This is a genomic window from Mycoplana sp. BE70 (assembly GCF_031455855.1).
Lineage (GTDB): Bacteria > Pseudomonadota > Alphaproteobacteria > Rhizobiales > Rhizobiaceae > Mycoplana.
In genome coordinates this window covers 211439-224320 of the sequence record NZ_JAVDTM010000009.1, presented here as the reverse complement: position 1 = coordinate 224320, position 12882 = coordinate 211439, and the positions used below count along the sequence as shown (strand labels likewise).

The window sequence follows — 12882 nt, the reverse complement described above, 5'->3', positions numbered from 1 at the left end:
GTTGCACGGTTGACGCAACCGGAACGACGGATGCCGCTGCGAGAGCTGGAGTGGAGGCATGCGGCCGGGCGATGTTGACTGGCGTTTGGAATTGTTGGAAGTAACCGGCAACCCGTGGCGCCCCTAGCGGGGAGTTGCAGGCGCTACTGCCTGCATTCAACGCCAGACTGAACAAACAATCCGGAATTTTATGATGACCAAGCTTACTATCGTCTCATTCGATGGCACGTCCCACGAGTTGGAGGTTGCCAATGGCTCGACCGTGATGGAGAACGCCGTGCGCAACTCGATCCCGGGGATCGAGGCCGAATGCGGCGGTGCCTGCGCCTGCGCCACCTGTCACGTCTATGTCGACGAGGCCTGGACTGCGGCGGTCGGGGCCCCGGAGGCGATGGAAGAAGACATGCTCGACTTTGCCTACGAAGTCCGTCCGACGTCCCGGCTGAGCTGTCAGATCAAGATGTCCGATGCCCTCGACGGCCTCGTCGTGCACGTGCCGGAGCGGCAAGGCTGACATTGTCCTGGCACGCGGCCGGGTAGGGTGGAGATATGCCGGATAGCCGGAATGCCGATGTTCTGATTGTCGGGGCTGGGCCGGCCGCCCTCTTTGCCATCTTTCAGTTGGGGCTGTACGGCTTGCGCTGCCACGTGATCGACGGACTCGGTCAACCGGGCGGACAGTGCGCCGTCTTGTACCCCGACAAGCCGATCTACGACGTTCCCGGCTTTCCGGAAATCGATGGTGAGGAGCTCTGCGAGCGACTGCTGCGCCAGGCCGCCCCCTTCGAGCCTCGGTTCACTTTCGGTCGGACCGTCGTCGACCTGGCCCGGGATCCGGGTGGCAAATGGCTCGCGCAGTTGGACGATGGTTCGCATGTGCGGGCCGATCATGTGGTGATCGCGAGCGGAATCGGGCTCTTCAACGCGCCACCGGACGTAGGCGTGGCCGACGCAGAACTCAAACCGGGACCGGCGGCGGCTTGGCCGCTTGAGCGCAGCCGCGGCGGCATTGTCGTCGATCCTGCAACATTCGAGACGTCGGAGCCCGGGCTGTTTGCGATCGGTGATGCGTGCGACTATCCCGGAAAGCTGCGCCTCATTCTCTCCGCCTTCCACGAGGCAGCCCTCGCCACCCAGGGAATTCGACGTCGGATCGCAGGGGGCAAGGCGGCGTCGGTCGAGTACACGACCGCCTCGAGGCGCATTCGGGAAAAGCTCGGGCAATCGTGACGGCAGTTACGGCGGCGTGCCAAAAGCTACGGTTCTGCCAAAAAAAGTGCCTCGCCGGTCCCGGGGACGAGCGAGGCCAGGAGGGCGCATCGTAGGCGGGAGAGGGAGGTAACACCCGCCTAAACAAAGAGACGCGCCAGGAGAACCTGTCACAAACCTTGATATTCGAGTGTCGAACGTCCTGTTCGACTGTTAAACGGAACATAGAGCGATTCCCGGTCTGACGCTATCGCTAGAACTCGCCAGTTATTTGTTGGCCCCTGGGAACTGATCACTTTCGAGTGAAAGGCTCTACTGTCGTAACGTAAGGGAAATACTTGGTTGTGACGATTGTCGGCGCAACTATCTCGCGCGATCGAGCCGGTATGTGAGGAGACGCAACATCCGTTCGTTGAAATTGTAGGACTCCACGCGATCGAAGCGGGCCTGGTCCTTGTCGTGTGCTTCGATGACGGCTGCGGTCGTCCGATCGACTTTCGCCTGCAGCTTTGCGCAATCATTGTCGGGGCGCAGCGCCTTCAGTTCGCGCTCCAGCTCGCGCGCGTGATTTCTGGCAATCTCGGCGTGGCGTTCTTCGTGCCGCTTGATGTCGGCGGAGAGTGTGTCCCAGATCAGGCCAAGCGATTTCGAGGCGCTGCGGCGGTATTTCCAGCGCGGCAGGATGATGTTGGTCGAGACGGTGACTTTCGCGTTGCCCACATAGCATTTGTTGCCGCGCCGAACGTAGGAAACAGAGCCACCAAACCGGATCTTGGTTGCACCCGGGTGGCGGGATCCCGTGTTCTTCATCTGCGGGCCGCGCTTGTTCAACTCGTCGTCCAGTTCCGAGGCGGTACGTCCGCCGACCGAGAAATAGGAGAAGGTCTTGTTCGTGATGGTTTCGCCGTGAGAGGGCGCTGCCATGACCGTCATCGACAGGAGAAGGACGAGTGGTCGGAGCGTCTTGGGGATTGCCGGCATGAATTTCCTCAAGGTCCGGTGCGGATAAGGGCAGGGTGCAGGTCTGTCGGCTTCCGGTTCAATGACTTGAAAGGTTCGGTATCACTGCAATCCTGTGAAGCCGGTTGAACTCGCCCCGACCTTGGGGCATAGCCTCTGCAGGCGCAACAGCTTTTCGTGCTGCCCGCCCATCGCTAATGGATGTTCCCATGTTTTCTGCCTTCGCCCCGTTCCGCTGGTCACTCGCCCATGGCCGCAGTCTGCTACTCGGACCACAAGGCGTGATCATGGCAATCGTCAACGTCACGCCGGATTCTTTTTCCGATGGCGGGTTGCATGACACGACAGAGAAGGCGATCGAACATGCGCGTTTCTGTCTGTCAGAGGGCGCGCAAATCATCGACATTGGCGGTGAATCGACCCGACCCGGCGGTGCCGTGGTTTCCGCAACGGAAGAACAGGATCGGGTGTTGCCCGTGATCGAGGAGCTGGCGCGTGACGGCCGGGCCGTAATTTCGATAGACACCTATCGGGCCGAGACCGCGCGGCTGGCGGTGCTGGCGGGAGCCCATATTGTCAACGACGTCCATGGACTGCAGCGGGAGCCGGCCATCGCACAGGTGGCGGCGCAGACCGGAGCAGGCCTGTGCATCATGCACACGGGGCGCGACCGCGAGAAGCTGCCGGACGTGATCGAGGACCAGTTCGCCTTCCTGGGACGGTCCTTGGAAATCGCTGCCGAGGCTGGCGTCGCGAGCGAAACGATCGTGCTCGATCCGGGGTTCGGATTTGCCAAGGATACCGGCGAGAATCTCGAACTGATGGCCCGTTTCGAGGAGTTGCTGCGGCTCGAGCGACCGATGTTGGCGGGCACTTCCCGCAAGCGCTTCGTCGGCGCAGCCACCGGTCGTGAGGCTGCCGAACGCGATGCGGGAACGGCGGCGACCACCGCGCTCTTGCGTCAGGCCGGGGCGGCGGTATTCCGGGTGCACGATGTCGCAATCAACAGGGACGCGCTGGCAATGGCGGATGCTATGCTGGAAGCGCGGTTCAAATTTGCCGCGCGCGCCGGCAACTGAAAGACAGACTCCAAGATGACCACGAAATACACGATCACCCTCAAGAATTGCGCCTTCTTTGCCCGTCACGGTTTGCACGACGCCGAGGAGTTTCTCGGCCAGCGCTTCTTCGTTGACGCTGAACTGGAAGTGACGCCCTCCAAGCCGCTTTCCGACGATCTCATCGATTCGACGGTCGACTACGGCATCGCGTTCAAGGAAATCGAGGCTATCGTCACCGGCCGCCGTCGGTTCCTGATCGAGGCGCTGGCGCAGGAGATCGCAACAGCGCTTTGCGCCCGGTTCCCGCAGATCAGCCGCGCCAGGATTTCGGTCCGCAAGCCGAGTGCGCCGATCGCCGGCATTCTCGATTATGTGCAGGTGACGGTGGATCATGTCGTCTGAATGGCTCGGCCATCGGGCAACGCTGGGGCTGGGTGGCAACATCGGCGATCCAGTCGCGGCGATGCGCACGGCATTGCTCGCGCTCGACGCGCGCGCGGACTGCCGGGTGTCTCAGGTCTCAAGGCTCTACCGGACGCCGCCGTGGGGGAAGACCGATCAGGCCTGGTTCGTCAATTCCTGCGCGCTGATCGAGACGACCTTGTCGCCGGAATTGCTGCTCGAGGTCTGCCTCACGGTGGAGCGGGAGATGAAGCGGGAGCGCATCGAGCGCTGGGGGCCGCGGACGATCGACATCGACATCCTGACCTATGATGACGTTTCGCAGTCCGGCGGGCGGCTGGAAATTCCGCATCCGCGCATGACGGAGCGCGGCTTCGTGCTGATGCCGCTGGCGGATATCGCCGCAGACCAGATCGTGAGGGGCAGGGCGGTTGCCGATTGGCTCGCAGCGGCGGACGTGGCCGGCATCGAGCGAACAGGCGAGGATCGCGATTGGTGGCGGGTATCGGCCGATCCTACTTGATCGAGCCGACGGCCATCGTGTCGACCCTGCGGTTCAGCGACATGCCGATGACCGGGATCATCTTGTCCTCGACCTTCACCGAAATCGTGATGTTCATCGTGTTGTCGTCCTGCAGGCGGGCGATCAGGGCGCCATTCAGTTTCTGGCGGTTGATGGCGACGACGACCTTGTCGCCCGAGACGTTGCCCGAGAGAATGTCGAGACCCTTGCCGGCTGCGCCGTCGAGGAACTTGCCCTTGTAGGTGCCGCCGGCGCGTGTGATCAGTGCGGACATGGGCTGCTTGAACACGCCGACGCGGCAATGGCCGTCGAGCTGAATGCCGGTCCCGTCGATCGTGGCGCTGTCGCCGCTCAGATTGCAGGTGAACTTCGTGCCCTTGTACTTGCCGGCGACGATTTCGCCCGGTCCCTGCCACGTGCCGGTGACCTGATCGAAGAAAGCCTTGTCGCTCGAAGCAGCCTGGACCGGGCTTGCGGCGGAAGAGACGGCGAGAAGGGCCGCTGCGATGCCGCGGGCGATCAAAGAGGTGCGCGAATACATGAACGATCCTTGACGGGCTGGTCGATTTGTTGGGTCCAGCCTTGCGTGAAAATGGTTAATGGAGCGTTTCGACGGCCTGTGCAGCGCACTATTTTGATGCGGTGGACAGTCAAAGTCCACAGGGATGTGACAGCAGCGCTACGCCTGATCCTTGCCGCGGCCGGTGAGGGCGCCGGGCGCGAGATCGGCGATGAAATCGCCCATGCCCGGACGTTTCAGTGCGGAGAATGGCATCGGGCGGCAGAGGTCCATCGCCGCAATTCCGATGCGCGCCGTCATCAGGCCGTTTACGACGCCCTCGCCAAGACGCGCCGAGAGCCTGGAGGCCAGGCCGTGGCCGAGGACTTGTTGCACCAGGCTGTCGCCCACCGCGATCGAGCCGGTGACGGCCAGATGGGCGATCACGTCGCGCATGAGGCGCAGCATGCCGAGGCTGCCGGGACGGCCGCCGTAAAGCTCGGCCATCCTGCGGATCAGGCGGCTGCTCTCGAAGAGCACGTAGCCGAGGTCGACGAGCGCCCGCGGCGAGACGGCGGTGACGATGGAGACGCGCTTGGCGGCGGCGAGGATCAGGACACGGGCTTCGCGGTCGAGCGGTGCAAGCAATTCGCGCTCGGCCAGGTCGAGCAGATGCGGGCCGTCGATGATATCGCCTTCCGTCTCTTGAAGGCGGCTGCGGCCGCGCGCCGTCTGCGGCCGGCTTGCAAGCAAATGCGTCAGGCGGCGGATTGCCTTTCGCGCAGGGGCGGGGGTCGGCGCCGCGGTGGCTGCGATCACCTCTTCCTTGACATTCTGTACGGCGGCCAGCCGGCGCATGCCGGCAAGCTCCCGCAGGACAATGGCCAGGAACGCCAGCGCGCCAAGCCCGGCAGCTGCCATCGCGATGTAGCCGAGCCAGTCGCTGCGCGAGAAGAGGTCGCGGATCAGGCGATCGATCCAGAGTCCGACGGCCAGCGACAGCAAGGTGCCGAAGGCCGCCGCGGCAATGCCGCCCAGCGTGATGCGGCGACGACGGGGCAGTGCTTCCTCGGGCGGTGGAAGCTTCTCCAGATCGAGCGTCGTTTCGGCGAAAGGATCGTCCGCATCCGGCGTGATGATCACGCCTTCCGAATGCTGCGATGGAAGGCGCGGTGCCGATGGCTCCGGACGGCTGGCCTTTGGCGGTCCTTCCTGCACGGCGAATGCGGCGGGGCGTCGCCCGGTGGGGCGTCCGGTGGAGGGTTTGTCGGTCATGCCAGCCGGTCTCCGATGAGGTATTGCAGCGCACGGTCGAGCCGGATGTGCGGGATGGACAGCTTCATTTCCCCACCGGGGGCACCCATCTCCGGCGGGCGGAAGCGGACAAAGTTCAGCGTCGGCGCGAGCGGTTCCTGCGAATGCGATTCCACGGCTTGGAACAGGGCTTCCGGGTTCTCCGGAAGGTCTCCGGGAAAAATGGCTGTCTTCCGGTTGCCGTCGAAGGTTTCCCCGTCGATGGTCTCGCCGGCCATCGGGGTGCCGACGATCACAGGCAGCAAAGTGCCCTCCTGCCTGACGGTTGCTTCCCGCGTAGCGCGGACGGAAGCGATCGCCATCACCTCGACGCCTGCGCCGCTCAGGCCAATCCGCTTGATTGCGCGCTCGACGAGGCGGCGGGTCAAGGCTTCCAGGTGTGGATGGCTTTCGTGATGAAGGTGATCGGCCTTGGTGGCGGCGACGACGATGCGGTCGATGCGGCGGGACAGCAAGGAACTGAGGAAACCGCCGCTGCCGGGACGGAAGCAGGCCATGACATCGCCCAGCGCCCGCTCGAGGTCGTGCACCGCCTCTGCGCCGCGGTTGACGGCCTGCAGGGCGTCGATAAGGACGATCTGCCGATCCAGCCGCGCGAAATGTTCGCGGAAGAACGGCTTGACCACGTGCGTCTTGTAGGCCTCGTAACGGCGCTCCATCATCGCCCAGAGCGAGCCCTTCGGCGCAGGGCCCGCGGGCAGGTTCGGCAGCGGGGCAAACGTCAGCGCCGGGGAGCCTTCGAGGTCGCCGGGCATCAGGAAGCGCCCGGGCGGAAGGGTCGAAAGCGAGCGCTCGTCCGATTTGCAGGCCCTGAGATAGAGCGTGAACGCTTCCGCGAGGCGACGTGCGGTCGTCTCGTCGGCGGGGGCGCGCGGGTCGAGCAATGCCGTGGCACCGAGCCATTCCGTTGAAAGCAGGCGGCGGACACCGTTGTGGGCGAGCGCGATCGTGCTTTCGCTGAACGCCCGAAAATCCTGGCCGAGCAGAGGCAGGTCGAGCAGCCACTCACCGGGATAATCCACAATGTCGATGGCAAGCCGTCCGGGCGACCACAGTCGCCCCCAACCACTGGCGCTTTCGTAATCCAGGGTGATGCGCAATTGTGAGATCGCACGGGTCGAATCAGGCCAGAGTCGCTCGTCGACGAGGGCGCGCACATGTTCCTCGTACTGGAACCGTGGCACGACATCGTCCGGTTGTGGCTCCAGGCGGACCCGCGAGATCCGTCCCGAACGGCTTGGCTCGAACAGCGGCAGCCGGCCACCGTTCAACAGATTGTGGACGAGCGAGGAGATGAAGACCGTCTTTCCGGCGCGGGAAAGACCGGTAACGCCAAGGCGGATCGCCGGATTCACGAGGCTTGCGGCGCGGTCGGTCAGATTGTCGAGGGCGATCAGCGCATCGTCTGCAAGAGTTGTAAGTTTCGACAATCGCGTTCCCCGGTGTGATCAGGTTCTTCGGCGATATAGGTAAGGGCGCCCGTCGAAAAAAGGCAATGGGATCAATATTCACAAGCCCGAGTGCGGCGTGATGAAACAGGAAAGCCGGCCGCCGGAGAAGTCCCGGTCGGTCGGCCTGCGGTCGAAGTCGATGGTCGCAAGCGCGGCAGTGGGGAACCCGGCCGGCGCCGCCGTGTCGGCGACTGGCAAGCCGACGACGAGGCGAAAGAACTCCTCCATCGTTGGATTGTGGCCAACGATCATGACGGAGTTTTCCGCCCTTTCTGCAAAGGCGACCTCGGCATAGGCGTTGATGGTCCCTCCATAGAGCGTATCCACATACTCGATCGGCAGTTCTTCTCCCAACGTCCGCTTCAGCGGTTCGGCGGTTTCCCTGCAGCGGATCGCCGTCGAGGAGATGACGACTTGAGGCCGGTATCCCTGGTCTGCCATCTCTTCGGCCAGGATCTCGGCTTCCGCATAGCCCTGATCGTCGAGGGACCTGTCGAAATCCGACTTCCCCGGTTCTGCCCAGCCAGCGCGGGCGTGCCGCAGGAGATAGAGCCGAAAGACCCCAGAAGTTGCCGTTGCCAAGCTGCTGTTCCCTTCGTCTCGATGCGCATCACCCGAGCTTTGTTTTTCCATCCCCGCGCCGAAAAGATCAACTGCTTTTGCTTTCCTGATCCGAAGCGGAACCAAGCGATCGGACCGACGTTTTCAGCATAGGAAAATTCCGGCTGATGCGCGATCTGCCGGCCGGATGGCATCCCGATCAAGTGCTGCAATTTCCGCACCGGCAGGATGTATCCGACGCGTGATCGTTATCTTGTTCAGAAAATAGCCGGATAGTCTCCAAATTGGGCAGATTCAAATTTCGGTGCGCAAGATCAGGCAGGCTTGAATCGGTTCAAACACAGGGATATACAGCGCCCCTTGAGATGTTCTTCAGGAGAATCGCGTTGAGTGAGAAGATCGATCTTAGTACCTTTGTCCTCAATGAAGACGAAGAATTCATGAATGCCAGCCAGCGGGCTTACTTTCGCGCAAAGCTGAATGCCTGGAAAAACGACATTCTGCGGGAAGCGCGCGAAACCCTCGATCACTTGGCCGAGGAAAGCGCCAATCATCCAGACCTCGCCGACCGTGCATCTTCCGAAACCGACCGCGCCATCGAACTTCGAGCCCGCGACCGCCAGCGGAAGTTGATTTCCAAGATCGACGCCGCTTTGCAGCGGCTGGACGAGGGCACCTATGGCTTTTGCGAAGAGACCGGCGAGCCGATCGGGTTGAAGCGCCTCGACGCCCGTCCGATCGCGACGCTGTCGATCGAGGCGCAGGAGCGCCACGAGCGCCGCGAGAAGGTCTATCGCGACGAGTAAGCGCCGCAGGGATTGTGGTTAGGAGGCCATGATCGCCGAGCGTAGTGCTTGGGCAGTAAGCTTTGCGACTTTGCAAGGTGATAGCATGATTGATCCCGCCAGCGTCGCTGGCGGGATCTTTTCATTTCGGGGACAGCAGGCGTCTTGCCGATGACAATGCGCCCGTGGATGACGTGCACCGATCCGTTGTCATGTCATGACTTGCGGCTGGCGGAGAGCTCTCCCAGGAGGCGAGCCATTTCCGCTTCGGTTTCTTCGCGGCTCTTCGGCGGCTCGCGCTGTGCTTCAAGCGTCGCCGGTTCGCCGCGTGCACCGGTGGGAAGACCACCCGCCGGACGGTGGGGAGACGTTGCGATCTCCGCTTCCAGAATCTTCTCAAACTCACTGACGAGCGCCGCGTTGTCTGCGGCGTGCTCGGGAGGTGTAAGCGCGACCGGGCGCATCGGTGAAAGCGCCTGTTGCCCGTCGAGGCGGTCGCTGCCGGTGCCGACAGGATTTGTCAGGACGCGCTCCCGCGCCCGGTCGAGGGCATCGACCAGGCTTTGCTCCGGCGTGGCGGGCTGACTGACGGAAGGCTGCAAAACCGCTGGCGGCGTGCTGGCATTGCCGGTGCGTAGCGGCTGGGAGGCCGGCTGGCTGGGCGCTTGCCGGGTCGGTGCCGCCTGCATCGGCGGGAGCATGTTCACCGGAGTGTCGTCGTCTCCATAGAGCACGTGCCCCATGGATGAAATGCTGTCGGAGGGCAACGGCGGGGGCATGACCGGCTCCGGTTGCCGGTCTTTCACGGCCGGCTGGGCGCGCGGAGCGGGTTGCGGCAAGGGCGCTGCCGCGGCGCGCGCAGGTGCTGGCATCGCCGCAGGCTGGTCCGTGTACGCCGCCGTCTCCTGGACAGCAGCGCCACTCTGCTCCGGGACGGCCGCTGGAACAGCGGTCATGATCCGGCTTTCAATGACGATGTCCGTCGGGCCGCCGATCATCAGGAGGTGCTCGACGTCGTCGCGGCGGACCAAAACGAGCCGGCGACGTGTGTCGACTGCGGCCGCATCCAGGACGGAAAGCCGCGGCTGGCGGTTGCGCCCGCCACGGAGGAAGGGCGAGGACGGGCGGCGCCGAACGATCCAGAGCACAAGCGCCAGGCAAGCCAGACCAAGCAGAACGGCGAGCGCGGCAACCAGAAACTTCGTGCCGTACTGGGCGATTATGTCCTCGAACATGAAGAGCTACTCCTTGGCGACACGTTTGATCCATTTGACGACTTTTTTCAGGCCTGCACAAGAACGGCCGGCGGCCTGTCCTCTAAAGCGTCGCCTGGCCATTCGCAATCGGCCGCGACGGGCGGCAAACAGGGTGGCTATAATCCCTGTGTATAGAGGCTTGCCGCTTTCATTCCTTGGCTTTTTGGGTTTCCCTCAAATAGCTAGAAGTGATTCTGCAATTGTCTCCCACGCCGCGCGGCCTTCAGGAGTTCGGGCCAAGAGAGTGAGCGATGTCTAAGATCCGCCAGGAGGTCGAATATCAAGCGCCGGTCGTCGAGAGCGGCAGCCGCCCCGGCGTGATCCTGCGGATCGTGCTGCTTGCAATCGTGCTGACCGCGTCGGCGGGCGCCTTCATCGTCTTCAAGAACCAGCTCGACAACGAGATCGTGCTCGGCATCCTCGGCGTGCTGGCAATGGTGGGGATCTTCTTCTTCGTCTCGGCCATGATCGGCTTCATCGAGATCATGCCGCAATCGCGCCCGGACGAACTGGCGCGGACCTTCGTCGACACCCAGCCGGACGGAACGCTGGTGACGGATCGAAAGGGGCGGATCGTCTATGCCAACGCCGCCTATGGGGCGCTGACCGGGGCGACCGGCGAGAGCGACGCCCAGACCCTCGAGACACTTTTTTCGCGTGATCGCGAGGCGAGCGAGTCGATCTACCGGCTGATGAACGGCCTGCACGAAGGGCAGGAAGGTGCCGAAGAGTTCCGCCTGCTCAAGCCGCTCAACCCGAGCACCGGTGTTGGGTCGGGCGCGCGCTGGTATCGGCTGAAGGCGCGCGTGCTTCCGAACCGCGAAGGGGGCGGACCATCGCTTTACGTCTGGCAGATTGCCGACATTACCTCGGAGCGCGACGACCAGGAGCGCTTCTTCAAGGAACTGCAGAACGCGATCGATTACCTCGATCATGCGCCGGCCGGATTCTTCTCCGCCGGGCGCAAGGGTGAGATCGTCTATCTCAACGCGACGCTGGCGGATTGGCTCGGTATCGACCTGACGAAATTTCATCCGGGCACATTCTCGGTCGGCGACCTCGTCGCCGGCGAGGGGCTGGCGCTGGTGCAGTCGGTGCAGGCCGAACCGGGGGCGATGCGCACGAAAGTGCTCGAGCTTGATCTGCGCAAATCCAACGGGCAGAGCCTGCCGGTCCGTCTCGTTCATCGCGTCAGCGCGACGCGCGACGGAGCGCCGGGTGAAAGCCGCACGATCGTGCTGGCCCGCGATGTTACAGAAGACGGCGATGCGTCCGCTTCCAACGCGGCCATGCGCTTCACCCGGTTCTTCAACAACACGCCGATGGCGATTGCCTCCGTCGACGGCGCCGGGCGCATCCTGCGCACCAATGCCCCGTTCCTGAAGCTGTTCTCGGGGGTCGTGTCCCGCGACGACATCGACCACGGGGCCAGGCTGGAAGCGATCGTGCACCAGAACGACCGCCCGCGGTTGGAGGCTGCACTGGATGCCGCCCGTGACCGCCAGGGCGACATTCCGCCGATCGATTCGCTGTATCCAGGCGATGAGGGGCGACACTTCCGCTTCTATGTGAACGCCGTCATCGACCAGAACGATCAGGCGCCGGAAGAAGCGGCGATTGTCTACGCCGTCGAGATCACCGAGCAGAAGGCGCTCGAGACGCAGATGGCGCAGACCCAGAAGATGAATGCGGTCGGCACGCTTGCCGGCGGCATCGCGCATGACTTCAACAACGTGCTGACGGCGATCCTGCTCTCCTCCGACCATCTGTTGTTGTCGGCGCGGCCGTCGGACCCGAGTTTCGCGGACCTGATGGAGATCAAGCGAAACGCCAACCGCGCGGCCGTGCTGGTGCGTCAGCTTCTCGCCTTCTCGCGCAAGCAGACGATGCGGCCGACCGTGCTGCAGATGACCGACGTCATCGGCGACCTGCGCATGCTAGTCGACCGCATGACCGGCACGAAGGTCAAGATCGAGGTCGACTATGGGCGTGACCTGTGGCCTGTCCGGTCCGATCTAGGCCAGTTCGAACAAGTGTTGATCAACCTCGCCGTCAATGCCCGCGACGCGATGCCCGTTGGCGGCACGATCACGTTCCGCACGCGCAATGTCTCGGCGTCGCAAGTGGCGGCATTCAACTATCGGGAGTTGCCGTCGGCGGACTATGTCGAGATCGATGTCGTCGACCAGGGCACCGGCATTCCGGCGGAGATCCGCGACAAGATCTTCGAGCCGTTCTTCACGACGAAGGACGTCGGCAAGGGAACCGGGCTCGGCCTGTCGATGGTCTATGGCATCGTCAAGCAGAGCGGCGGCTACATCTTCGTCGATTCCGAAACGGGCAAGGGCACGACGTTCCGCATCTTCATGCCGCGCCACATCGAGGAAGCGCCGGCCGCCACCGCACCCACCGAGATCGCCGTCGACAGCGCGGCGCAGCACGCGACCTCGGCTGTGCCCGCAGCAAAGGAACCTCGCGACCTCACCGGGGATTCGGCCGTCGTCCTTCTTGTCGAGGACGAGGAAGCGGTACGCCGCGGCGGCAAGCGCATGCTGGAGACACGCGGTTATACCGTGCACGAGGCGGGATCCGGCGTCGAAGCGCTCGACATCATGGAAGAACTGGACGGTGCCGTCGACATCGTCGTTTCGGACGTGGTCATGCCGGAAATGGACGGTCCCTCGCTCTTGCGCGAGTTGCGCAAGAAATACCCGGACCTGAAATTCATCTTCGTCTCCGGCTATGCGGAGGACGCGTTCGCCCGCAACCTGCCCGCCGAGGCCAAGTTCGGCTTCCTGCCTAAGCCGTTCTCGCTCAAGCAGCTGGCGGAAGCCGTAAGGGAGATGCTGGACGGGTAGGCG

Annotated in this window: 13 protein-coding genes; 7 read left to right on the top strand and 6 right to left on the bottom strand. The window is 63.4% G+C overall.

What is annotated here, in order from left to right; all coding sequences use genetic code 11:
* Positions 1-193 precede the first annotated feature (193 nt).
* Both J2Y48_RS18105 and J2Y48_RS18100 read left to right on the top strand, forming a co-directional pair.
* Complete coding sequence (locus J2Y48_RS18105; RefSeq protein ID WP_310420764.1) at positions 194-514, top strand: 2Fe-2S iron-sulfur cluster-binding protein; 321 nt, start codon at positions 194-196, stop codon at positions 512-514.
* Between the two features lie 35 nt (positions 515-549).
* Complete coding sequence (locus J2Y48_RS18100; RefSeq protein ID WP_310420762.1) at positions 550-1230, top strand: NAD(P)/FAD-dependent oxidoreductase; 681 nt, start codon at positions 550-552, stop codon at positions 1228-1230.
* A 342-nt stretch (positions 1231-1572) separates the two neighbouring features.
* Here J2Y48_RS18100 and J2Y48_RS18095 read toward each other — a convergent pair whose 3' ends face one another.
* Positions 1573-2190 carry a DUF922 domain-containing Zn-dependent protease gene (locus J2Y48_RS18095; protein ID WP_405030250.1) on the bottom strand — a complete coding sequence of 206 codons (618 nt, stop codon included), beginning with the start codon at positions 2188-2190 and terminating at the stop codon, positions 1573-1575.
* Between the two features lie 188 nt (positions 2191-2378).
* On the opposite strand from J2Y48_RS18095, the gene folP reads away from it, so the two are divergent.
* From folP to folK, 3 genes are read left to right on the top strand one after another with little or no spacing between them, the layout of a single operon-like run.
* Entirely contained in the window at positions 2379-3248 is an 870-nt protein-coding gene (gene folP, locus J2Y48_RS18090) for a dihydropteroate synthase (protein ID WP_310420760.1), read from the top strand.
* Between the two features lie 15 nt (positions 3249-3263).
* On the top strand, positions 3264-3632 hold the full coding sequence (folB, locus tag J2Y48_RS18085; protein WP_310420758.1) for a dihydroneopterin aldolase: 369 nt from the start codon (positions 3264-3266) through the stop codon (positions 3630-3632).
* Positions 3622-4155: a 2-amino-4-hydroxy-6-hydroxymethyldihydropteridine diphosphokinase gene (gene folK / locus J2Y48_RS18080; protein WP_310420756.1), complete on the top strand. Its 534-nt coding sequence runs from the start codon at positions 3622-3624 to the stop codon at positions 4153-4155. Before folB ends, folK begins: the two co-directional genes overlap by 11 nt.
* On the opposite strand, the gene J2Y48_RS18075 is transcribed toward folK, so the two are convergent.
* The 4 genes from J2Y48_RS18075 to J2Y48_RS18060 all read right to left on the bottom strand — a co-directional run bounded on the left by J2Y48_RS18075 (position 4148) and on the right by J2Y48_RS18060 (position 8001).
* Positions 4148-4696, bottom strand: coding sequence for a hypothetical protein (locus J2Y48_RS18075; protein WP_310420754.1), 549 nt, complete (start codon positions 4694-4696; stop codon positions 4148-4150). The genes folK and J2Y48_RS18075 overlap by 8 nt on opposite strands.
* A 138-nt stretch (positions 4697-4834) precedes the next feature.
* Positions 4835-5929, bottom strand: a complete 1095-nt coding sequence (locus J2Y48_RS18070) for a TIGR01620 family protein (protein ID WP_310420752.1) — start codon at positions 5927-5929, stop codon at positions 4835-4837.
* Positions 5926-7398 (bottom strand): YcjX family protein, encoded by a 1473-nt coding sequence (locus J2Y48_RS18065; RefSeq protein ID WP_310420750.1) that lies wholly within the window; start codon positions 7396-7398, stop codon positions 5926-5928. Before J2Y48_RS18065 ends, J2Y48_RS18070 begins: the two co-directional genes overlap by 4 nt.
* Before the next feature lie 78 nt (positions 7399-7476).
* Positions 7477-8001: a histidine phosphatase family protein gene (locus J2Y48_RS18060; protein ID WP_310420748.1), complete on the bottom strand. Its 525-nt coding sequence runs from the start codon at positions 7999-8001 to the stop codon at positions 7477-7479.
* Positions 8002-8366: 365 nt separating this feature from the next.
* Here J2Y48_RS18060 and dksA point away from each other — a divergent pair, with 365 nt between their 5' ends.
* Entirely contained in the window at positions 8367-8786 is a 420-nt protein-coding gene (gene dksA / locus J2Y48_RS18055) for an RNA polymerase-binding protein DksA (protein ID WP_310420746.1), read from the top strand.
* A 194-nt stretch (positions 8787-8980) separates the two neighbouring features.
* Here dksA and J2Y48_RS18050 read toward each other — a convergent pair whose 3' ends face one another.
* Complete coding sequence (locus J2Y48_RS18050; protein ID WP_310420745.1) at positions 8981-10000, bottom strand: flagellar biosynthetic protein FliO; 1020 nt, start codon at positions 9998-10000, stop codon at positions 8981-8983.
* A gap of 272 nt (positions 10001-10272) precedes the next feature.
* Between J2Y48_RS18050 and cckA the strand changes: the two genes are divergently transcribed.
* Positions 10273-12879 carry a cell cycle histidine kinase CckA gene (gene cckA / locus J2Y48_RS18045; RefSeq protein WP_310420743.1) on the top strand — a complete coding sequence of 869 codons (2607 nt, stop codon included), beginning with the start codon at positions 10273-10275 and terminating at the stop codon, positions 12877-12879.
* Positions 12880-12882 lie beyond the last annotated feature (3 nt).

Excerpts from the sequence above, each read along its gene's own strand:
- folK (WP_310420756.1), top strand. The coding sequence starts at position 3,622 with ATGTCGTCTGAATGGCTCGGCCATCGGGCAACGCTGGGGCTGGGTGGC.
- J2Y48_RS18070 (WP_310420752.1), bottom strand. The coding sequence starts at position 5,929 with ATGACCGACAAACCCTCCACCGGACGCCCCACCGGGCGACGCCCCGCC.
- cckA (WP_310420743.1), top strand. The coding sequence starts at position 10,273 with ATGTCTAAGATCCGCCAGGAGGTCGAATATCAAGCGCCGGTCGTCGAG.
- J2Y48_RS18105 (WP_310420764.1), top strand. The coding sequence starts at position 194 with ATGACCAAGCTTACTATCGTCTCATTCGATGGCACGTCCCACGAGTTG.
- J2Y48_RS18075 (WP_310420754.1), bottom strand. The coding sequence starts at position 4,696 with ATGTATTCGCGCACCTCTTTGATCGCCCGCGGCATCGCAGCGGCCCTT.
- J2Y48_RS18100 (WP_310420762.1), top strand. The coding sequence starts at position 550 with ATGCCGGATAGCCGGAATGCCGATGTTCTGATTGTCGGGGCTGGGCCG.
- folB (WP_310420758.1), top strand. The coding sequence starts at position 3,264 with ATGACCACGAAATACACGATCACCCTCAAGAATTGCGCCTTCTTTGCC.
- J2Y48_RS18095 (WP_405030250.1), bottom strand. The coding sequence starts at position 2,190 with ATGCCGGCAATCCCCAAGACGCTCCGACCACTCGTCCTTCTCCTGTCG.
- J2Y48_RS18050 (WP_310420745.1), bottom strand. The coding sequence starts at position 10,000 with ATGTTCGAGGACATAATCGCCCAGTACGGCACGAAGTTTCTGGTTGCC.
- folP (WP_310420760.1), top strand. The coding sequence starts at position 2,379 with ATGTTTTCTGCCTTCGCCCCGTTCCGCTGGTCACTCGCCCATGGCCGC.